Source organism: Blautia acetica (assembly GCF_038739805.1).
Lineage (GTDB): Bacteria > Bacillota > Clostridia > Lachnospirales > Lachnospiraceae > Blautia.
Genome location: NZ_JBBEWO010000014.1, coordinates 24,355 through 43,938 on the forward strand (window position 1 = coordinate 24,355; position 19,584 = coordinate 43,938).

Here is a 19,584-nt window from a genome sequence, read left to right on the forward strand (position 1 = left end):
GGACAGTTTTGATTGAGGTAAGAAATCTAGTCAAAAAATACGGCAGTCATATGGCGGTAAATCATTTGAATTTTACCATAGAGAAAGGGAAAATTTACGGTTTTCTCGGTCCTAATGGTGCGGGAAAGTCCACAACCATGAATATGATTACCGGATATATTGCGTCTACAGAAGGAGAGATTCTCATTGACGGACACAATATATTGGAAGAACCGGAAGAGGCAAAGAAAAAAATCGGATATTTGCCGGAAATTCCACCGCTTTATGTGGATATGACAGTCAGCGAATACTTGAAATTTGTAGCTGAACTGAAATCAATACCAAAGGAGAAGAGAAGCGGAAATATCAATGAAGTTATGTCAACTACAAAACTGCAAAGTGTAAAGGACAGACTGATTAAAAATCTTTCCAAAGGATACAGGCAGAGAGTGGGACTGGCGCAGGCTCTTCTGGGTTATCCGGAAATTATTATTTTAGATGAACCTACCGTAGGTCTGGACCCGAAACAGATTATTGAAATCAGGGATTTGATTAAGAGTCTGGGAAATAAGCATACCGTTATTTTGAGTTCTCATATTCTTTCTGAGGTCAGCGCAGTATGTGATCATGTGCTCATTATAGACAAGGGAAAACTGGTGGCCAGTGACACACCTGAAAATTTGAGCAAGGTTATGGCAGGGGCAAATTCTCTGGAGCTTACGGTGAAGGGAAAAGAAGAGGTCATCCGAAAGGCTCTTGATATGGTAGAAAATATTGAAGAGCTTGTCTACCACCAGTCCATGATAAAAGACGCATGTGACTTTACAGTGAAGATTGCCGGAAATCAGGATATGAGAGAGAATATATTCTTTGCCCTGGCGGAAGTGAAATGTCCAATTCTGAAAATGCAGTCCAGTAATATGAGTCTGGAAGAAGTATTCTTAAAACTGACAGATGATGGAAGAAGCATCAGTTCGGAAGTGGATGAGATGTTTGAAGCGGATACTTCGGAAAATCTGGCAGAAGATAGCGATGCTGAGAGCGGAAAAGAGGAGGAGAAATAGTATATGCTGGCAGTTTATAAAAAAGAATTGAGAGGGTATCTTACCTCCATGATTGGATATGTGTTTGTGGCGTTTATTTTGTTAATACTGGGCATTTACTTTACTGCCTATAATCTGCAGTATGCAAGTCCGGATTTTGGCGCTACACTGAATTCTGTAACCTTTATCTTTTTGATTATTACACCGATTTTGACAATGAAAATACTGGCTGAAGAGAAAAAAAATAAGACTGACCAGCTTCTTCTGACAGCTCCGGTATCAGTTTGGAAAGTAGTTTTAGGCAAGTATCTCAGCATGGTTACCATGTATTTGATTCCGGTAGTGATAGCAGGTTTTTATCCTTTGATTATGGGAAGATACGGTACGGTGTCCTATGCAATGGCTTATACAGCGCTTTTGGGATTTTTCTTTCTGGGATGTGCACAGATTGCCGTAGGAATGTTTCTGTCTTCTGTGACAGAAAGCCAGGTGATTGCTGCAGTTCTTACTTTTGGCGTTTTGTTTTGCAGTTTTATGATGGATGGCATTACCAGTTTCTTTTCTGATACGGCCATAACTTCTATGATGGCCTTTCTGGTGTTAGTGATTATTCTGGGTGTGATTATTTACCAGATGACAAAGAGTGTCGTCCTTTCTGCAGGGGTCAGTGGGGTTTTGGCGGTAGTCACCCTGGTGGTTTATATTATAAAACCAACGGTTTATTCAGGACTGATTCAGAAAGTGCTGGGACTTCTAGCGATATCCAATCAGTTTGATAATTTTGTAGGCGGTATTTTGGATATGACAGGTATTCTTTATATGCTTTCCGTTATCTGCATTTTTGTATTTCTGACCATTCAGTGTATACAAAAACGGCGTTGGAGCTAAGGTAAACTTATTTTAGAGGAAAGGAAATGCAGATATGAAGAAAATAAATTTGAAAGAAATGATAAGCAGCTACAGGGAACAGAGAAAGCGAAATAAGAAGCTTTTGAAGCATGGAACCTATAGTATGGCGGTAACAGCCGTGGTAATTGCCATTGTTGTGGTTTTGAATCTGGTTGTGCAGGAAATTCCCTCCAAATACAGAGAAATTGATTTGAGCAGCCAGAAGTTATATACCATAGGCGAACAGACGGAAAAGATTTTAAAGAACCTGAAAAAGGATGTAACTTTGTATTACATTGCCCAGGACGGCACAGAAAGCAGTGATATAAAAAATCTGTTGGAAAAATATGAGGAAGGCAGCAAGCACATTACAGTAGAGCAAAAAGACCCGGCTGTATCTCCTAAATTTGCTTCTCAGTATACTTCTGACAATATCAGTAATAACAGTATTATTGTAGTATGCGGAGATAAGAGTAAGGTTGTAGATTACAGTTCTATGTATGAGACATCTATCAATTATCAGACCTATTCACAGGAAGTTACGGGATTTGATGGAGAGGGCCAGCTTACAAGTGCCATTAACTATGTAGTATCCGATAATATGCCGGTTTTATACAATTTGGAAGGCCATGATGAATCCTCTATGAGTGAAACTATGAAAGAAACCATAGAGAAGGCAAATATTGAAATTAAGTCTTTAAATCTGCTTTCAGAAGAAGCTGTCCCGGATGACGCAGAGTGTCTGTTTATCTTTGCTCCGGCAACAGATTTGACGAAAGAAGAGGCAGATAAGATTATTTCTTATTTGGAAAATGGCGGGAAAGCATTGATTGTTTCTAACTATACGGATGAAGATATGCCGAATTTTGAATCCGTATTGGAAAATTACGGTGTTCAGCCTGTAGATGGCATTGTTTTAGAAGGAAATACGGATAATTACGTTTCCCAAAATCCATATTATTTGCTGCCAAATATCGAAAGCGGTGAGATTACTTCTGAACTTTCCTCACAGAGCAGATACGTGCTGGTACCTCTGGCGCAGGGGATTAAAAAGGCCGATAATATAAGAGATACCCTGAATATCAGCAGCATACTGACAACTTCCGACAGTGCTTATTCCAAGACAAATCTGAAAGATATGGATACTATGGAAAAAGAAGACGGAGATATTGATGGTCCATTTGATCTGGCTGTGTCTATTACCGAAAAAGTAGGAGACGATAAGGAAACGCAGATTGCTTATTTTGCTTCCGCTTCCATTTTCAATGACAGTATAAATTCAATGGTTTCAGGAACAAACTATGAACTGCTGTCTGCTTCTCTGGCATGGATGTGCAGCACAGATGACAGCAATCAGATTTCGATTCCAAGTAAATCTTATGACACGACGACACTGACTGTGCCTACAGCAGATATTAACTTCTGGAGCATTTTTGTAACCGGTGTGCTTCCGGTATGTACCCTGTTAATTGGATTTGGTATCTGGATGAAGAGGAGAAAACAGTAATATGAAAAAAAAGAAAAAAGGACTTCTGGCAGCAATTGTTGTTCTGGTTGTTCTTGTAGGCGTATATGCAGTAATGCGTGTGGCCATACCGGATGAAGACCAGTCCACAGACACAGAAGAAAGCAAAGAAACAGCATTCGAGGAAGATGCAGCAGATATTACCAAATTGAAAATACAGTCAGGAGAAAACACATATACGTTTACTCATGAGGACGATACCTGGAAATATGCGGATGATGAAAATTTTCCATTAAGTGAATCACAGTTTTTAAATATTGTGTCTAGCATTACCTCCATTTCTTCCACAAGAGAACTGGAAAAAACGGATAATTTGGCAGATTATGGACTGCAAAACCCGGAAGTGCAGGTGGTTGTGACCGATAAAGATGGAAAAGAAACAGAACTGAAGTTCGGTGATGTCAACGATTCTGTGTCCGGCTGCTATATGAGTAAAAGTGGAAGTGATACCATTTATTTGGTGGATTCTTCAGTAAAATCCGGTCTTCAGTTTAAAATCACAGATTTAGCAGATAAAGAAGAGATTCCGTCTATTACGGCTTCTACAATCAAAAATGTGGAAATTAACAGTAATGGAACAGTGCAGACGTTGGAAACCAATGATGCATCAGAAACGGGTTGGACTTATAAAGACCGTGATGGAAATACTACGGCCGTAGATAGTTCAAAAGTGGGAGAATATATGAATAATTATTCCGGTGTTTCATGGAATGATTTTGTTACTTACCGTACAGATAATCTTTCAGAATATGGACTGGATAATCCGACTACCATTACCGTGAATTATCAGGTGACCGAAACAAAAGAAAGCTCTGATGAAGATACTGATGATGAAAGCAAGAGCAGTTCGGATTCTTCTTCAGATGAAACAGAACAGGTTACTGTAAATAAGCAGGCTGTGTTCTTAATTGGTAAGCAGGATACAGAAGGTAATTATTATGCAAAAATGCAGGACAGCAAATATATATACACACTTTCTGCTGATAAGGTAGAGAGCATGCTCAATATAAATCCAGAAGACTTGGTAAGCAGCCTGGTAGCAGATTATTCTTTTGCTGATTTGGACAAAGTAACATTTGTAAGAAACGGACAGACTTATACTGCTGTCAAGAAAGAAATTGAAGTGGAAAAAGATTCGGATGATAAAGACAGTAGTGATGACAGTACAGAAACAGAAACAAAGTATTACATCAATGATAAAGAAATTGATAAGACAGCATTTTCTACATTCTTTAGTACAGTGACCTCTATGGAATGGCAGGAACAAAATCAGGGCATTCAGGCAGAAGGGACACCAGATATTACCATCACATTTGAAAAAGAGGGAGGTATCAACAATACAGTAGAGTATTATGCATATGATGCCAACTTCTATTTAGTCAAAGATTCAAAAGGCAATGAAATGATGGTAAATAAAATGAAGGTAAAAGAAATGTTGGATGCCTTTGATTCTATGATAAAAAACTGGGAAAGTGGAGAAACAAAATAAAGAAATACTTTAAAGAGTGTAAGACTTGAAAAAGCAGCCCCAAATGTTTCACGTGAAACATTTGGGGCTGCTTTTATATAGAAAAGAAATAAGTTACAAATAAATTTTCAAGGTTTCTGTAAACTCCTGTGGAGTTTCCAAATGTGGAAGGTGTTTTGCGCGTTTCATTTTGCATGTTTCGATTGCCGGGTTTAATTCTATATAAGCGGAGGCAATTTCTTCACCTTCTGGTTCGGTTTCTCCGGTAAGAATTACAATACTCTGGTTAATACATTTCAGTGCATGAGTAATGCTATTGTTGGTATACAAACCACAGAGACTGGAAAGAAGATATTTAGCACTTCCTAAATCCTTATGTGCGGTTTCATAGTAAGTGTCAATCAGTTCCGGTGTAGTATGGAAAGGATTGTATAAGTATTTTTCTGTAAAAAGTAATTGCACGTTGCTCTGGCTGGTTTTCATATTATATATCAGGGTGCTGAATACAGGAATTTCCAATAAGAATTTATACAATTTACTTCGTTTACCAGGCGCTTTATTTAAACTTGCTAAAGAAGGTGGATTAATCAAAATCAATTTACCAAACAAGTCTGATTCGCTGTGGCAGGCCAGCAATGCAAAGGAACTGGAATATCCGCAAACGGCAATGTCTGTTTTTTCATGAATTACATTCTTAATGAAGTCACAAATCAATTGTACATATAAATAATTGGTATAAGTGATTTTGGGTTTTTCTGAACGTCCGCAGCCCAGTAAGTCTAAAGCATAGACAGTGTGCTCTTTTGACAATTCATCAATCACCTGGCTCCATTCATAGGCAGAACTGTAAACAGTTAAGTCATGAATTAACAAAAGCGGAGAACCCTGTCCTTTTTTTTGATAATAAATATTACCAAATCGCCAATTATAAAAATTCTTGGCGGAAGATTTCAGTAAATTTTTTAAGACAGCGGTAGCAAAGATGACACGATTGATAACATAAATAATGCCGGTCGCCAAGGTAAAAAGTATACTTATAGTTAATAGTTTATGCTTATTTTCTTTCATGAAACAGTGCACCTCCTGATGAATTTATATGAATATTATAAAGCATTTGGCTCGATTATACAAGAAAAAGTGAGAGAATACAAAATATCACACAAAATGTTTCACGTGAAACATTTAAAAAATATATTTTTAAGAAGTGTATTTAAAAAATACATAAAATTAATGTTTCACGTGAAACATTGGTATGGCAATCAAATGGGAAAGGTGCTATAATAAGTTTTGAAATATTACACATAAAGATACTCATCATAATAAGGGGAAATTTAAGTGGGAAGAATTATTGCAATCGCAAATCAAAAAGGTGGCGTAGGAAAATCAACTACAGCCATCAATCTTTCTGCATGTCTTGCAGAATTAAATCAAAAGGTGCTGCTTATTGATATTGACCCACAGGGGAATACAACAAGCGGTGTAGGTGTTGATAAGGATAATGCAGAAGCAACACTTTATGAGTTATTGGTAGGAGAGTGCGAATTAAAAGACTGTATTGTTGAAAACGTGTACGAAAATCTATCACTAATTCCCTCAAATGTTAATCTTGCCGGCGCAGAAATTGAACTGGTGGGAGTGGAAGGCAGAGAATACCTGCTGAAAAATCAGATTGATACTATTAAGGATAAGTATGATTTTGTTATTATGGATTGTCCCCCATCGTTAAACATTTTAACTATCAATGCTATGACCACGGCAGATTCAGTGCTGGTTCCTATCCAGTGTGAATACTATGCTTTGGAAGGTTTGACACAGTTGATTCATACGATTGAACTGGTTCAGGAAAGGCTAAATTCAGAATTGATTATTGAAGGCGTTGTATTTACCATGTATGATGCAAGAACAAATTTATCTCTTCAAGTTGTAGAAAATGTAAAGAACAACTTAAATCAATCCATTTACAAAACCATTATTCCGAGAAATGTCCGTCTGGCTGAGGCACCCAGTTATGGAATGCCGATTAACCTCTATGATACGAAATCTGTAGGTGCAGAGAGTTACCGGCTTCTGGCTGAAGAGGTCTTAAATAGGGAGGAAGAAGAATGACTGTGAGAAAAGGAGGATTAGGAAGAGGGCTTGACGCTATGATTAGCGAGACAGCAGTTAAGCCCAAGACGGCAGTGACAAAGAAAGCGGCTGTCCGGACAACTAAGGTGACTAAAAAAGACACAGAAGAGAAAGTGAAAGAGGAAGGTTCTGTGCTGATTGTTAAAATGACACAGATAGAGCCCAATCGAAGCCAGCCACGAAAACAGTTCGACGAAGACGCACTTTTAGAATTATCAGAATCCATTAAACAGTTCGGTGTGCTACAGCCTCTTTTGGTTCAAAAAAAAGGCGATTATTATGAGATTATTGCAGGAGAGAGAAGGTGGAGAGCCTCCAAACTGGCAGGACTCAAAGAGGTTCCGGTGATTGTCAAGGATTTTTCAGAGCAGGAAACTGTGGAAATTTCATTGATTGAAAATATTCAAAGGGAAAATCTGAATCCGATTGAAGAAGCGGCTGCCTATAAGAGACTTATGGAGGAGTTTCATCTGAAACAGGATGTAATTGCAGAACGGGTGTCCAAAAGCAGAACTGCAGTCACCAATTCCATGCGTCTTTTGAAGCTGGATGAGAGAGTACAGCAAATGCTGGTGGACGAAATGCTGACCACAGGACATGCCAGAGCGTTGCTTGCCATAGAAAATAAGGATGAACAGCATGCAGCGGCTGTAAAGGTCTTTGATGAAAAGTTGAACGTAAGAGAAACGGAAAAACTGGTAAAGCTTTTGTTGAATCCGGCAGAGCCAAAGCCGGAAAAAGAGAAAAATTCTGCAGAAGATTTGGTTTACGAACAACTGGAAGAAAAAATTAAAGGGATTATAGGTTCAAAGGTAGCCATTCGCAGAAAAAATCGCGACAAAGGAAAAATAGAAATCGAATATTATTCACAGGAAGAATTGGAACGCATAGTAGAACTTTTGGAAACTGTAAAGTAAAAGGAGCGGTAAAATACATATGGAGAAATTCGTAAGCAGTCTTCAGTCCTACTCCGGTATTTTGTTACTTATGCTTTTAATAGTTGTGGTTATACTATTAGTATGCGTGTTTAATTTATCATTAGGGCTTAACAGACTGAGCAGAAAATACGCTATCTTTATGAAAGGTAAAGATGCACAGTCTCTGGAAAAATTGTTTAAGAGAAAATTTGAATTAATTGAAAAACTCACAGTGAATTCAGAGATAAATGCAGAAAATATTGCAAAGCTGGAAAAAATGCAGAATATGATTCTGGACAAGTATGGAATTGTAAAATACGATGCATTTGAAGATATGGGCGGGAAGCTGAGCTTTGTATTGGCTATGTTGGATAACAATAATACCGGATTTTTATTGAATGCCATTCACAGCCGGGAAAATTGTTTCCTCTATATTAAAGAAATTGTAAACGGGGAATCTTATGTAGCACTCAGTGATGAGGAAATTCAGGCGTTAAAGAAAGCTGTAAACTTTGGTATCGAAGAAAATGAGTTCGATATATAAGTGAAAACTGAAAAGGAGATTAAAAATGTTAGATATTAGATTTTTGAGAGAAAATCCAGAAGTGGTAAAACAAAACATCAGAAATAAATTCCAGGACAGCAAACTTCCATTAGTAGATGAAGTTATGGAACTGGATAAGAGAAATCGAGAGATTAAACAGGAAGTAGAGGCATTAAGAGCAGAGAGAAACAAGATTTCCAAAATGATTGGCGGTCTGATGAAGGAAGGCAAGAGAGAAGAGGCAGAAGAGGCTAAGAAACAGGTAACTGCTAATGCAGAAACCGTAGAAAAACTGTCAGCAGAAGAAAAAGAAGTAGAAGAAAAAATCAAAACGATTATGATGACAATTCCAAATATCATTGATCCGTCTGTACCAATCGGAAAAGACGACAGTGAAAATGTGGAGGTGCAGAAATATGGCGAGCCGGTTGTGCCGGATTACGAAATTCCGTATCATGCAGATATTATGGAAAGTTTTAACGGCATCGACCTGGACAGCGCAAGAAAAGTAGCGGGAAATGGCTTTTATTATCTTATGGGAGACATTGCGAGACTTCATTCCGCAGTGATTTCTTATGCGAGAGACTTTATGATTGACCGTGGATTTACTTACTGTATTCCTCCGTACATGATTCGCAGCGATGTGGTTACAGGCGTTATGAGTTTTGCAGAAATGGACGCCATGATGTATAAAATTGAAGGGGAAGACCTGTATCTTATTGGAACCAGTGAACATTCTATGATTGGTAAATTTATCGATACCATTATTCAGGAAGAGGAACTTCCAAAAACTCTGACCAGTTATTCTCCATGTTTCCGTAAGGAAAAAGGCGCACATGGCCTGGAAGAGAGAGGTGTGTACAGAATCCACCAGTTCGAGAAACAGGAAATGATAGTGGTATGTAAACCGGAAGAAAGCCCAATGTGGTTTGATAAATTATGGCAAAATACCGTAGATTTATTCCGTTCTTTAGATGTTCCGGTAAGAACTCTGGAATGTTGTTCTGGAGATTTGGCTGATTTGAAAGTGAAATCTGTAGACGTAGAGGCATGGTCTCCAAGACAGAAAAAATATTTTGAGGTGGGAAGCTGCTCGAACCTGGGAGATGCTCAGGCCAGAAGACTGAAAATCCGTGTCAATGGCAAAGGTGAGAAATACCTGGCACATACACTGAATAATACAGTAGTTGCGCCACCGAGAATGTTAATCGCTTTCCTGGAAAATAACCTGCAGGCAGATGGCTCTGTGAGAATTCCGGAAGCATTGAGACCATATATGGGCGGTAAAGAAGTCATTACACCAAACAAATAGATGGAGGTGCAGATTGCACAGTTATTTAAAAGCAATTGGTTTTTCTGATATTACGGATAAGAAAAAGCTGGACCAGATTCTGAAAGAAGTCATTCATACTTATGACGAGAAAATTGTCGTTGAGGATGGAAAACACCATTTGTTTGCAGAATTGTCCAAAATGTTCGGCTGTGATTTTGGGATTACAGTGTGTGGGGAATACGATGAAAATAATGAATTCCAAATGGAATATTATTTTCCGTATTTTCGAGGCACAGGCATTACCCTGCGTGAGCAGGTGAGCATTGAAAAGCATGCAGGGAAAGAATCCTTTGCCGGCGCATGTGATGATATGCGGATAGGTGTTACCATTATCTTCTATCTGCAAAATGCAGGAGAGTATCTGACCCAGAGGGGAAGAGGAAATTTTGCTTCCGGGGGGATGTACAACGTGACGCTGTCCGGTCTGGCGAAGAAGGGAACCATTCTGCTTCCGGTGTGGAAACAGGAGGGACAGGAATCTCAGAGCCGGATAGATGCAGCCAACCGGGGACGCCTTATTGCAGCGGCCAAAAACGGAGACGAGGAGGCCATGGAAAGTCTTACAATAGAAGATATGGATACTTATGCCATGATTTCCGGAAGAATCGAAAATGAGGACATTTACAGCATTGTAGATACATATTTTATGCCCTATGGAATGGAATGTGATTTGTACAGTGTTATGGGGGAAATCCTGGAATGTTCCAAAATGCGTAATCAAAGGACAGAAGAAACCGTTTGGGAACTGCGGATTGCCTGTAATGATGTGGAACTGGATATTTGCATCAATGGAAATGATTTGATGGGAATTCCTGAAGTGGGAAGACGATTCAAGGGCATTGTGTGGCTGCAGGGATATGTGGAATTTGATATGATGTAGGAGAGAAAGGGAGTGCAGACAGGTGAAGTGCTGTGCTTCCTTTTTGCTATGGAATAAAAAACGGGAGCACAGCAGCACGCAGAAGGATATGTAAAACAGTAGAAAAAATTCCTTGAAAAAGGAGGGAAAGTATAGTATCATAGATTAGTAAAGGAAGACAGAAATCAATACTATGTTCTCTTAGTTAAATGGATATAACAAGTGCCTCCTAAGCACTAGTTGTGAGTTCGATTCTCGCAGGGAACGTTTTGATATACTAAAGTGGAATGGATAGCAATGAATGCTTATTCATCTCCACTTTTTTGTTTCTGGAAATTATAGAAGAGGGATTTTGGTCTATGGAAGTGATAATCCGGATGCAAATGTTCATGCGCTGTAAAGTAATAAAATAATTTAAAGAACAGACGCCCAACTATTCCGAATATTGCATTCATTGAGTTATTGAAAAATTTGCAGCATGATATTGTCATGAAGGTGATAGATAGGTAGTTGCGAAACGAGTACGTAATCTTGATTCCAATAAGGCAAAAATCTGGCATAGCCTGTCTTTCAGGAGGTGTATGTAAAAAACAGAATTTCAGGACATGAAAACAAAACAGATAGGGCTATCTGCTGATAAATGAGTATGAATCGCAGGTATTTACGCAATCAAAGGCCTTAAGCTGCGGATATATTGATGCTTGTACAGTTTGTCAGCGACCATTACAGTAATGAGCTGGGTAATTCCGGCGAGAAGCAGGTCGGCATGAAGCGTTTTCTCATTCTGCGTTTTACGCCCGGCAACACAAAAACTGTTTTTGAAATGGTTAATCGATTTCTCAACATTTACTCTGACTTTATAGGTGGAATCCCATTTATCTGTACCGCGGACTGTACCAGGATAGGCACGAAGATTCTGTTCCGGATAAATGTAAATCATTCTTCCACAGGAAGAAGTGGTACATGGATGATCACAGTGGCATATGCGTTTCGATTTCTTTGTGGCGCTGTCCCATTTCCATTTCATTTTGGGGCATACGAATTTTATGGTCGGAAGGCCGCAGCGCAAATGGGATTTGCTTCCTTCACGCTTCAATAACTTCTCGGAATCTCAATGGATGAGATTCTAACTGGAAATTGACAACTAAATATCGTACAGGAAAAGAAATTTGAGAAAAATGGACATAAATATTGGACATAGTGGGAACTATGCCTTGAAAAATTTTATGGTGTCGTTTAAGATATCATTATTAGGCGGCGAATCCTAATAATGATTTTTGAAATGCCTCGACTGATGGCATTTCCCAGGCATCAAGATGTTGGAGCATCATGATGCCGTAGAGGCGGCAGTACCACATCTTCGTAGAGCGGTGCCTGCCGTCTTCTAATTTATAGTCCTCTTTCTCACGCTTGTTGGAGCGTTCCACGGAAGTCCTTCCGTCATATTCCCTTTTCCATGCTGTACTGTCTCTTGGAGCCAGACTACTTCCAAGGACAGTATAAAGAACGTTTGCAAGGATGATAAATGGATAAAGTATAAATAAAGCATAAGATAATTCCAGGCGGGGAGAAAGAGGGCGAAAACAAAATACAGACAATGAAATAATCTGCGGATTGTTCAGAAATAGAAAGAATAGAATTTAAAGAAACGCATAAAAAATACGGAAACAGAGAAAAATATTGAAGAAATCAATGCTTTGTGGTATCGTTATAGTCATAGCATATAGTGTGGAATGATGGTTGTAAGGAGAAGAATAAAGATGAGAAGACTGATTGTTCGTTTGTCATCATTACAATTGACAAGTATTAAAAATGTAAAAAAAGGCACTATATATATGCCGAATACTGTAAACAAAATTTTATCAGCGGATAAAGCAGAAATACTGGGAATTTACGGACAAAATGGTTCGGGAAAAACAGCGGTTGTTGATGCATTGTATTTTTTACAAAAAGTAATGATAGGAGCCGATCTTGATCAGTCATTAGAAGATTACATGGACATGGATTCCGATACTGCTGAAATTTTTGCAGATTTCAATATTTTTATGGATAGTATCGTGTTTGAAATAGGATACAGATTAAGTCTTAGCAGAAAAGAAAAAGAGGTCGTTATCAGTCGGGAAACATTGAGTGCTGCAAAGAATGAAAATGGAATCAGAACAAATAAGACTGTATTTATGGATTACCAAAGAGATCAAACGAATGTTATTTTTAAACCACAGAAAAGACTAGATGAAGTTCTGGAAGAAAATAAAGAAATAAAAACAGATTTAATTGTAGCGCGTAAGATGGCAGAGAAAAGTAACTGCTCTTATATTTTTGGTGAAAGCAGTCGGGAAATATTCTGCAGAGAATATGAAAATGGATTTCAACAATTTTCAGCTATTATTTCTTCTTTGTTTGAATTTGCTTTGAAAGATTTATTTGTGATTCGCAATACGCATTCAGGAGTGATTTCCGCTAATTTCGTCTTGCCGATGGCATTTCGGATTGAAAATGATAACATGGGAGCAAAAGGGGATTTTACAGTATCTTTGACAGAACCAATTTTAGTGGACGAGGAAAGAAAAAATCTGTTAGAGACAATTGTTGAACAGATTAATATTGTGTTATACACAATCATTCCAGGACTGCAGGTAACGATTAAAAATTATGGGAAACAATCGTTGAATGATGGTGAAGAAGGATGGAAGCTGGAATTAATGTCAAAGCGAGAGGGCATGAAAGAGATTCCAATCAGAATGGAATCAGAGGGAATTATTAAAATCATTTCCATTCTGAATGCACTCATACAGGCTTTTGGAAATCCTTCAATCTGTCTTGTGATTGACGAACTTGATTCCGGAATTTTTGAATATATGTTGGGAGAACTGCTGGACATTTTCAAAAAGAGTGCAAAAGGACAGCTGATTTTTACATCACACGATCTACGTGCACTTGAAATGATTGATAAGGAAAGTATTATGTTTTCCACTACGAATCCGAATAATCGCTATATTCATATGAAGAATGTAAGAGAAAGTAACAATCTTCGCAATATGTATATCAGAAGCATTACATTAGGTGGTCAATCAGAAGAAATTTATGAAGAAACTGATAGTTTAAAAATTGCCAGAGCATTTAGAAAAGCAGGGCGGGGTGTCCGCGATGAATGAGAAAAAAGTAATTGCAGTCATTGTAGAAGGACCGAGTGACGAGGCTGCATTGGGATCCATTTTAAAAGAATATTTTTCGAGTGAAGAGATTCAGTTTGTAGTAGTTCATGGAGATATCACAACAAAGGATTATACATCAACAGATAATATACTTTCCAAGATTAACAATTTAATTGAATCAGTAAAACAAAAATACGGGTACAAGATAGAGGACTTTTTAAAAATCATACACATTGTTGATATGGATGGAGCCTTTTGCAATGATGCGATTGTAGAAAAAGATGTTGAGGGAGTCCACTATTATCTGGATTGTATAGAAACGAAATATCCGGATTATTTAATCCGGAAGCATACTCAAAAAGCAGAAATATTATCAAAATTATATTCTTCCGGGAAAATCAATGGTGTCAGCTATAGAATCTATTTTAATTCTTGTAATTTGGAGCATGTTCTTTTCAATGAATTGAAAGATTTCACAGATGATGAAAAGGCAGATATGGCGGATGATTTTGCAGAAAAGTTTGAAGGTAAGGTAGAGGATTTTATTGCATTTATTTCTCAAGAAGATTTAATTGCTCCGGGTACTTTTAAACAAACCTGGCGATTTATTGAAAAGGAAAAACATTCATTAGAAAGATTTACGAATATGCATTTGATTTTTAAGTAATCTAATGCTGCGAGTTTCTTACGAGTTTTTTGTGAGATAACTCGCAAGAAAACTCGTAAGAAAGTAATACTACCTAGATTATTTGCGGTGTTCCTATTTAGAAGGGAGAATGCTGGCATGATTTATATGATATGAAAAAAAGATAAGTAAGTTAGACTTGAACCATGGGCATATAATCCAATACATTTTTCAAATGATAGTGTGGGGGATAGTCTTTCAGTTGCATTATCTTTTAGTGGAAAAGAAGATGAAAGAATAGAGGAAGCAGTAGAAGAACTAATAGAAAGGGAGTTAGAGAAATAATGGTTACAGGATTTGAAGACCAATATGTAATTATCGGAGGTACAGCATGTGACTTAATTATGGAAAATGAAGAACTTCCGTTTCGTGCCACAAAAGATATAGATATTGTTTTGATTGTTGAATCCATAACAGAGGAATTTAGAAAGCAGTTTTGGAAATCTTTTAAAGCAAAAGCATAACTGGATTTGAAAGAACGTAAATCAAAAGGACAACCTGTTGACAGTAAAATATTAAAAAACATAAACATGATGTGTTTTGACGGGGACAGTTGATTACTGCAGATACAAGGCAAATACTCAGTAAGGAAATTTTAAAATATATAAGGCGCTTCCTTTCACACATGGAAGAGGAAGAAAATCAGGAAGTCTTAAAAACAGATGCTGAAATAGTACTCATGTTTAATAGGAAGAAACTCTACGCAACAAAATATGTAAAAAAGTGTTGTAAATTGTATTTTTCTGTTGTAGAAGCAGGAAGTTTATGGTATAGTATAAGCGCTAAAAGGCATTAATTCATAGGAAATTGCTTGAAAAATTGTAGACACTGTAATGATTGTAATTGTATGCCGACGCATGTATCGTCGGCATATTTTTATGTGAGGAAACAAATTGTGAAAAATGCCCTCCCTGGTATGTAAAATTTAGGTAAAATTTCCGGGGGGGGGTATTTGTGTATACAAATAATTATAAAGGGGGAAAAATGAAGAAAATAGACATTCACAGTCACATACTTCCCGGTTTTGATGATGGTTCTTCCAGCGAAGCAGAAAGTCTTCAGATGCTGAAAATGGCGGCAAAGCAGGGAGTGGAAGCGGTTATTGCCACACCTCATTATTCTGCAGAATACTGTCATAATAGTCCGGAAACAATTCGCCGTGCATGTGCAGAGCTGGAGGCGAGAGTCAGAGAGAAAATCAATCCTGCGTTTCGTATTTATCCAGGGCAGGAAATTATGTATACACTGGATATACTGGAAAAGCTGGAAAGGGGAGAGATTCTTACCCTGGCGGGAACTTCTTATGTATTAGTAGAATTTATGCCATGGGTACCTTATTCGGATTTGTACAGATGTGTCAGAACCCTGATGACGCAGCATTACCGTCCTGTTATCGCCCATATCGAGCGCTATGGTGCGCTTAGGGAAAAGGGAAGAGTGGAGGAGTTGACAGAAATCGGCGCTTTGATGCAGATGAACTATCGGAGAATCGGTGGAAAATGGTATGAAGAAACAACCAGATGGTGCAGGAAGATGCTGAAAGATGAGAAAATTCACTTTCTGGCAACAGACATGCACAACACAAAAGCACGGAAACCCAGCACACAGGGGGCAGAAGTGTGGATGGCAAAACATTTGGATAGTATATATATGAAAAAGCTTTGTTATAAAAATGCACTGAAGCTTATCAAACAAAATACACAGAGGAGAGAGAACGACAAATATGGAAAATATGCATGACGATGAAATGGAAATTGATTTAAGGGAAATATTTTACGCACTAAAGAAAAGAATTTTCATGATTCTGGCCGTGGGGCTGCTGTGTGGATGTTTAAGCTGTGTGTATACCAAATTTTTTATGACGCCGGTCTATACATCTACGTCAAGTATGCTGGTACTTACCAAAGAGACTACCCTGTCATCCCTTGCGGACTTACAGATGGGCAGCCAGCTTACGAAAGACTATACCGTACTGACCACAAGCAGGGAAGTACTGCAAAAGGTTATTGAGAATCAGGAACTGAACATCAGCTATAAAGCACTGAAATCCTGCATTACTTTGGATAACCCCACAGATACCCGTATTTTGAACGTGTCTGTGACTTATCCTGATGCAGAGAAGGCAAAAGCTATTGTAGATGAACTTGCCAACGTGGCTTCCTCATACATTGGAGATAAGATGGAAGTCATTCCGCCTAAGATTATCGAAGACGGTGAAATTCCTACCGTACAGACAAGCCCCAGCATGAGCAAGAATACCATGCTTGGTCTTCTGGCCGGACTGATTTTAAGCGCAGGTATTGTGGTCGTGATTACGATTATGAATGACAGCATTAAGACAGAAGACGATATTGAAAAATATCTGGGCATTTCCACCTTGGCTGTTGTACCGGACAGAAAAGATTACATTGGAAAAAAGAAAAAAAGTAAAAAGAAGAAGAGCAGCAAAGGAGGGAGAGCATAATGGAAAATAGTGTTATGATGAGGGATCCGAGAAAATCCAATTACTATTATGAGGAGTCTATAAAAACACTGCGTACCAATATTCAGTTTTCCAGCAAGCAGGTGAAAACCATTCTGCTGACAAGCTGTTATCCCAATGAAGGAAAAAGTGATGTCGCCTTTTCTCTGGCAATGGAAATGGGAAAACTGGGACAGAAGGTCCTTTTGATAGACGCAGATATCAGAAAGTCTACCTTTATAAATAAGTACCGTGTAAACGAAGCGGTAAACGGATTATCCCAGTACTTAAGCGGTCAGGTGGAATTACAGGACATTATCTACCACACAAACTTTCAGAACATGGATATGATTTTTGCAGGACCTACGGCTCCCAACCCTTCGGAGCTTCTGGGAGATGCGGACTTTGCAGAACTGCTTCGTCAGAAAAGGGATGATTATGCCTACATTTTCATTGATACACCGCCGTCAGCCAGTCTGATTGATGCCACGGTTGTGGCAAGAAACTGTGACGCCGGAATTCTGGTTATAGAGAGTGAAGCCATCAGCTACAAAGTGGCGCAGAAGGTAAAAACGCAGATAGAGCGAAGCGGCTGTCACCTTATCGGTGCGGTTCTGAATAAAGTAGACATGAAAAAGGGAAGATATTACAACTCCTACAAAGGATACTATAAGAAATAACTTGGCAAGGAGTGCAAGAAGTGTTTGATTTTAATAACAAGGAAAAGAAGTGGAACATTATTTTCATGGCGTTCTGTGTGATTCTGGTAGTTCTCCTGGCAGGAATGCTGATATGGAGTAAGAAAACAGAAGCAGCAGAAAGCAAAAGACTGCAGGCCATTGCAGCAGGAAAGAAAGAGGATACCGAAAACAAAGCAGAGGACGGACAGAAGAAGACAGAAAGTACAGAAGCGGAAAATACGGAGACAGAAGAGGCGCCCAAAGAGAACCCGGAAGGCATTGTATGCTGGGGGGATGATTTGATAAATGGAGAGCCGTCTGCAACGTATTCTTATAAGGTAATTTTGCAGCAGCTTCTGCAGGAAAAGGGATACAGCCTTCCGGTACAGGACAAAACGCTGCAGGGCGCAAGTACGTTGTCCATGATGACCATGGCAGGCGTACCGGCAGACCAGGTACAGCAGTATATTACAAAGCATCAGGAAGCAGCGGCAGGTGCAGAACTTGCCATTACCGAGACAGGAATTCGGGATTTGACGCCAGAACAGACCAACCGGACAGATTTGCAGTGTATTCCTGTGATTTGCATGGGATATTACGGAGGCTGGAATCATGATCCTGCAGAACTGGCAGAACAGCAGCAGAAAATTCTGGAGACCTTTCCCGATAAAGAGAAATTTATCATCATTGGGACAATGCCCATGGACGGCAGTGTAGATGCGGCAACTCTTGATGCTGCACTAAAAGCAAAATGGGGAGAACATTATATCAGTGCAGCAGAAGTGACAACTTCACCTTCCTCAACCTATGAAGCTCAGGCAGAAATTGCACAGGCTGTGCTTGATAAGCTGGAAGAGCTGAAATACATACAAAGAGAAGGATAAAAAATGAGCAGAACCGGAAAAAGACGGAAACGACAAGTGAAAAAGTGCCTGACAGCGCTGATTGCCGTGCTTGTTCTGGGAATTATAGGGACAGCGGGGTTTGGAATATGGCGCAAACAACACGCAGTACAGGAAGCGGAAACAGAATATGCAGCAGAGACAGGAGAGGCAAAGACAGCTACTTCAGGTTCTGTTACTTATGAAGGAAAAGAATATAAATACAATGACCATTTGAGTAACTTCCTCTTTATGGGCATTGATTCCAGAGAAAAAGTGGAAACTACCACCGGACAGGCCAATGCCGGACAAGCAGATGCCATTTTTATCATATCCTGGGATCGGGTGGAACACAAAATGAGTGTAGTGTCCATTCCCAGAGATACCATGGCAGAGATAGAAGTCTTTGACCAGAATGGAGACAGTCTGGGAACCACCACAGATCACATCAATCTGGCTTATGCATATGGAGACGGAAAAAATGAAAGCTGTGAGTTGATGAAGCAGGCAGTCTCCAAGCTCCTTTACGGTCTGCCCATACAAGGGTACTGTGCCTTGAACATGGATGGTATTCCTACCTTAATTGAAGGAATCGGCGGTGTGACGGTCACGGTTCCCAATGACAGTCTGGAGGAAAAAAATCCAGAGTGGAAAAAGGGAGCAGAGGCAGAACTCACCCCGGAGAATGCGGAAACCTTTGTCCGTTATCGAAATATTGAAAAAGACCAGAGCGCCATGGAACGTCTGGAGCGTCAGATGGCATTTTTGGAAGCATATGGAAACAAAGCCACAAAGGTTTACAGCAAAACGCCTTCTCTGGTAACAGAACTCTATGAAAAATTAAACGACTACATGGTCACCAATATTGGCACAGACCAGTATGTAAAGATTTTGCAGGATTTTGCCTCCGATGCAGACCGGGAAACCTGGAGTATTCCGGGGGAAGGCGTAAGCGGCGGCGAATTTGATGAATATCATGTCAATGACCAGGAACTTTATAAGCTGATGATACAGCATTTTTACAAAGAAGCAGAATAGG

General features: G+C 39.0%; 20 protein-coding genes, 1 tRNA gene and 1 pseudogene. 19 read left to right on the forward strand and 3 right to left on the reverse strand.

What is annotated here, in order from left to right:
* The first annotated feature begins 8 nt into the window (after positions 1-8).
* From WBS51_RS10235 to WBS51_RS10250, 4 genes are read left to right on the forward strand one after another with little or no spacing between them, the layout of a single operon-like run.
* Positions 9-1,043 (forward strand): ABC transporter ATP-binding protein, encoded by a 1,035-nt coding sequence (locus WBS51_RS10235; protein ID WP_173749827.1) that lies wholly within the window; start codon positions 9-11, stop codon positions 1,041-1,043.
* Positions 1,044-1,046: 3 nt separating this feature from the next.
* A complete protein-coding gene (locus WBS51_RS10240) occupies positions 1,047-1,910 on the forward strand; it encodes an ABC transporter permease (protein ID WP_291683446.1) in 864 nt (287 codons plus the stop codon).
* A gap of 34 nt (positions 1,911-1,944) precedes the next feature.
* Complete coding sequence (locus WBS51_RS10245; protein ID WP_291683445.1) at positions 1,945-3,417, forward strand: GldG family protein; 1,473 nt, start codon at positions 1,945-1,947, stop codon at positions 3,415-3,417.
* 1 nt (position 3,418) lies between these two features.
* Complete coding sequence (locus tag WBS51_RS10250; protein ID WP_294460298.1) at positions 3,419-4,924, forward strand: DUF4340 domain-containing protein; 1,506 nt, start codon at positions 3,419-3,421, stop codon at positions 4,922-4,924.
* Between the two features lie 93 nt (positions 4,925-5,017).
* On the opposite strand, the gene WBS51_RS10255 is transcribed toward WBS51_RS10250, so the two are convergent.
* Positions 5,018-5,971, reverse strand: coding sequence for an alpha/beta fold hydrolase (locus WBS51_RS10255; protein ID WP_291683443.1), 954 nt, complete (start codon positions 5,969-5,971; stop codon positions 5,018-5,020).
* 267 nt (positions 5,972-6,238) lie between these two features.
* Here WBS51_RS10255 and WBS51_RS10260 point away from each other — a divergent pair, with 267 nt between their 5' ends.
* From WBS51_RS10260 to WBS51_RS10285, 6 genes are all read left to right on the forward strand, one after another.
* Positions 6,239-7,009 (forward strand): ParA family protein, encoded by a 771-nt coding sequence (locus tag WBS51_RS10260; protein WP_173749832.1) that lies wholly within the window; start codon positions 6,239-6,241, stop codon positions 7,007-7,009.
* On the forward strand, positions 7,006-7,947 hold the full coding sequence (locus tag WBS51_RS10265; RefSeq protein ID WP_291683442.1) for a ParB/RepB/Spo0J family partition protein: 942 nt from the start codon (positions 7,006-7,008) through the stop codon (positions 7,945-7,947). Before WBS51_RS10260 ends, WBS51_RS10265 begins: the two co-directional genes overlap by 4 nt.
* A 19-nt stretch (positions 7,948-7,966) precedes the next feature.
* Positions 7,967-8,491, forward strand: coding sequence for a DUF4446 family protein (locus WBS51_RS10270; RefSeq protein ID WP_173749834.1), 525 nt, complete (start codon positions 7,967-7,969; stop codon positions 8,489-8,491).
* A 25-nt stretch (positions 8,492-8,516) separates the two neighbouring features.
* Complete coding sequence (serS, locus tag WBS51_RS10275; protein WP_173749835.1) at positions 8,517-9,803, forward strand: serine--tRNA ligase; 1,287 nt, start codon at positions 8,517-8,519, stop codon at positions 9,801-9,803.
* A 13-nt stretch (positions 9,804-9,816) separates the two neighbouring features.
* On the forward strand, positions 9,817-10,704 hold the full coding sequence (locus WBS51_RS10280; RefSeq protein ID WP_291683441.1) for a DUF3881 family protein: 888 nt from the start codon (positions 9,817-9,819) through the stop codon (positions 10,702-10,704).
* 174 nt (positions 10,705-10,878) lie between these two features.
* Positions 10,879-10,950: transfer RNA gene (locus WBS51_RS10285), tRNA-Arg, on the forward strand.
* A 456-nt stretch (positions 10,951-11,406) separates the two neighbouring features.
* On the opposite strand, the pseudogene WBS51_RS10290 reads toward WBS51_RS10285, so the two are convergent.
* Together WBS51_RS10290 and WBS51_RS10295 are read right to left on the reverse strand one after the other, a co-directional pair.
* Positions 11,407-11,779: pseudogene (locus WBS51_RS10290) on the reverse strand (hypothetical protein); the annotation flags it as partial.
* Between the two features lie 154 nt (positions 11,780-11,933).
* Positions 11,934-12,110 (reverse strand): hypothetical protein, encoded by a 177-nt coding sequence (locus tag WBS51_RS10295; protein ID WP_226853686.1) that lies wholly within the window; start codon positions 12,108-12,110, stop codon positions 11,934-11,936.
* 333 nt (positions 12,111-12,443) lie between these two features.
* Between WBS51_RS10295 and WBS51_RS10300 the strand changes: the two genes are divergently transcribed.
* From WBS51_RS10300 to WBS51_RS10340, 9 genes are all read left to right on the forward strand, one after another.
* Complete coding sequence (locus WBS51_RS10300) at positions 12,444-13,838, forward strand: AAA family ATPase (RefSeq protein WP_294460305.1); 1,395 nt, start codon at positions 12,444-12,446, stop codon at positions 13,836-13,838.
* Positions 13,831-14,505: a hypothetical protein gene (locus tag WBS51_RS10305; protein WP_294460309.1), complete on the forward strand. Its 675-nt coding sequence runs from the start codon at positions 13,831-13,833 to the stop codon at positions 14,503-14,505. Before WBS51_RS10300 ends, WBS51_RS10305 begins: the two co-directional genes overlap by 8 nt.
* Positions 14,506-14,807: 302 nt before the next feature.
* Positions 14,808-14,987, forward strand: a complete 180-nt coding sequence (locus tag WBS51_RS10310; RefSeq protein ID WP_202031327.1) for a hypothetical protein — start codon at positions 14,808-14,810, stop codon at positions 14,985-14,987.
* Between the two features lie 89 nt (positions 14,988-15,076).
* A complete protein-coding gene (locus WBS51_RS10315) occupies positions 15,077-15,319 on the forward strand; it encodes a hypothetical protein (protein ID WP_294460315.1) in 243 nt (80 codons plus the stop codon).
* Positions 15,320-15,507: 188 nt separating this feature from the next.
* Positions 15,508-16,263 carry a CpsB/CapC family capsule biosynthesis tyrosine phosphatase gene (locus tag WBS51_RS10320; RefSeq protein ID WP_294460317.1) on the forward strand — a complete coding sequence of 252 codons (756 nt, stop codon included), beginning with the start codon at positions 15,508-15,510 and terminating at the stop codon, positions 16,261-16,263.
* Positions 16,247-16,987, forward strand: a complete 741-nt coding sequence (locus WBS51_RS10325; protein ID WP_294460321.1) for a YveK family protein — start codon at positions 16,247-16,249, stop codon at positions 16,985-16,987. The genes WBS51_RS10320 and WBS51_RS10325 overlap by 17 nt, the downstream gene beginning before the upstream one ends.
* A complete protein-coding gene (locus tag WBS51_RS10330) occupies positions 16,987-17,664 on the forward strand; it encodes a CpsD/CapB family tyrosine-protein kinase (RefSeq protein WP_294460324.1) in 678 nt (225 codons plus the stop codon). The genes WBS51_RS10325 and WBS51_RS10330 overlap by 1 nt, the downstream gene beginning before the upstream one ends.
* A 20-nt stretch (positions 17,665-17,684) precedes the next feature.
* A complete protein-coding gene (locus tag WBS51_RS10335; RefSeq protein ID WP_294460327.1) occupies positions 17,685-18,548 on the forward strand; it encodes a hypothetical protein in 864 nt (287 codons plus the stop codon).
* Positions 18,549-18,551: 3 nt separating this feature from the next.
* The gene (locus tag WBS51_RS10340; protein ID WP_173749843.1) at positions 18,552-19,583 is read left to right on the forward strand and encodes an LCP family protein; all 1,032 of its coding nucleotides are present in this window, start codon (positions 18,552-18,554) and stop codon (positions 19,581-19,583) included.
* Position 19,584 lies beyond the last annotated feature (1 nt).

Bases quoted from the DNA above. Each gene is read 5' to 3' on its own strand.
- WBS51_RS10240 (WP_291683446.1), top strand. From the start codon at position 1,047: ATGCTGGCAGTTTATAAAAAAGAATTGAGAGGGTATCTTACCTCCATG.
- WBS51_RS10245 (WP_291683445.1), top strand. From the start codon at position 1,945: ATGAAGAAAATAAATTTGAAAGAAATGATAAGCAGCTACAGGGAACAG.
- WBS51_RS10250 (WP_294460298.1), top strand. From the start codon at position 3,419: ATGAAAAAAAAGAAAAAAGGACTTCTGGCAGCAATTGTTGTTCTGGTT.
- WBS51_RS10255 (WP_291683443.1), bottom strand. From the start codon at position 5,971: ATGAAAGAAAATAAGCATAAACTATTAACTATAAGTATACTTTTTACC.
- WBS51_RS10265 (WP_291683442.1), top strand. From the start codon at position 7,006: ATGACTGTGAGAAAAGGAGGATTAGGAAGAGGGCTTGACGCTATGATT.
- WBS51_RS10270 (WP_173749834.1), top strand. From the start codon at position 7,967: ATGGAGAAATTCGTAAGCAGTCTTCAGTCCTACTCCGGTATTTTGTTA.
- serS (WP_173749835.1), top strand. From the start codon at position 8,517: ATGTTAGATATTAGATTTTTGAGAGAAAATCCAGAAGTGGTAAAACAA.
- WBS51_RS10300 (WP_294460305.1), top strand. From the start codon at position 12,444: ATGAGAAGACTGATTGTTCGTTTGTCATCATTACAATTGACAAGTATT.
- WBS51_RS10305 (WP_294460309.1), top strand. From the start codon at position 13,831: ATGAATGAGAAAAAAGTAATTGCAGTCATTGTAGAAGGACCGAGTGAC.
- WBS51_RS10310 (WP_202031327.1), top strand. From the start codon at position 14,808: ATGGTTACAGGATTTGAAGACCAATATGTAATTATCGGAGGTACAGCA.
- WBS51_RS10320 (WP_294460317.1), top strand. From the start codon at position 15,508: ATGAAGAAAATAGACATTCACAGTCACATACTTCCCGGTTTTGATGAT.
- WBS51_RS10325 (WP_294460321.1), top strand. From the start codon at position 16,247: ATGGAAAATATGCATGACGATGAAATGGAAATTGATTTAAGGGAAATA.
- WBS51_RS10330 (WP_294460324.1), top strand. From the start codon at position 16,987: ATGGAAAATAGTGTTATGATGAGGGATCCGAGAAAATCCAATTACTAT.
- WBS51_RS10340 (WP_173749843.1), top strand. From the start codon at position 18,552: ATGAGCAGAACCGGAAAAAGACGGAAACGACAAGTGAAAAAGTGCCTG.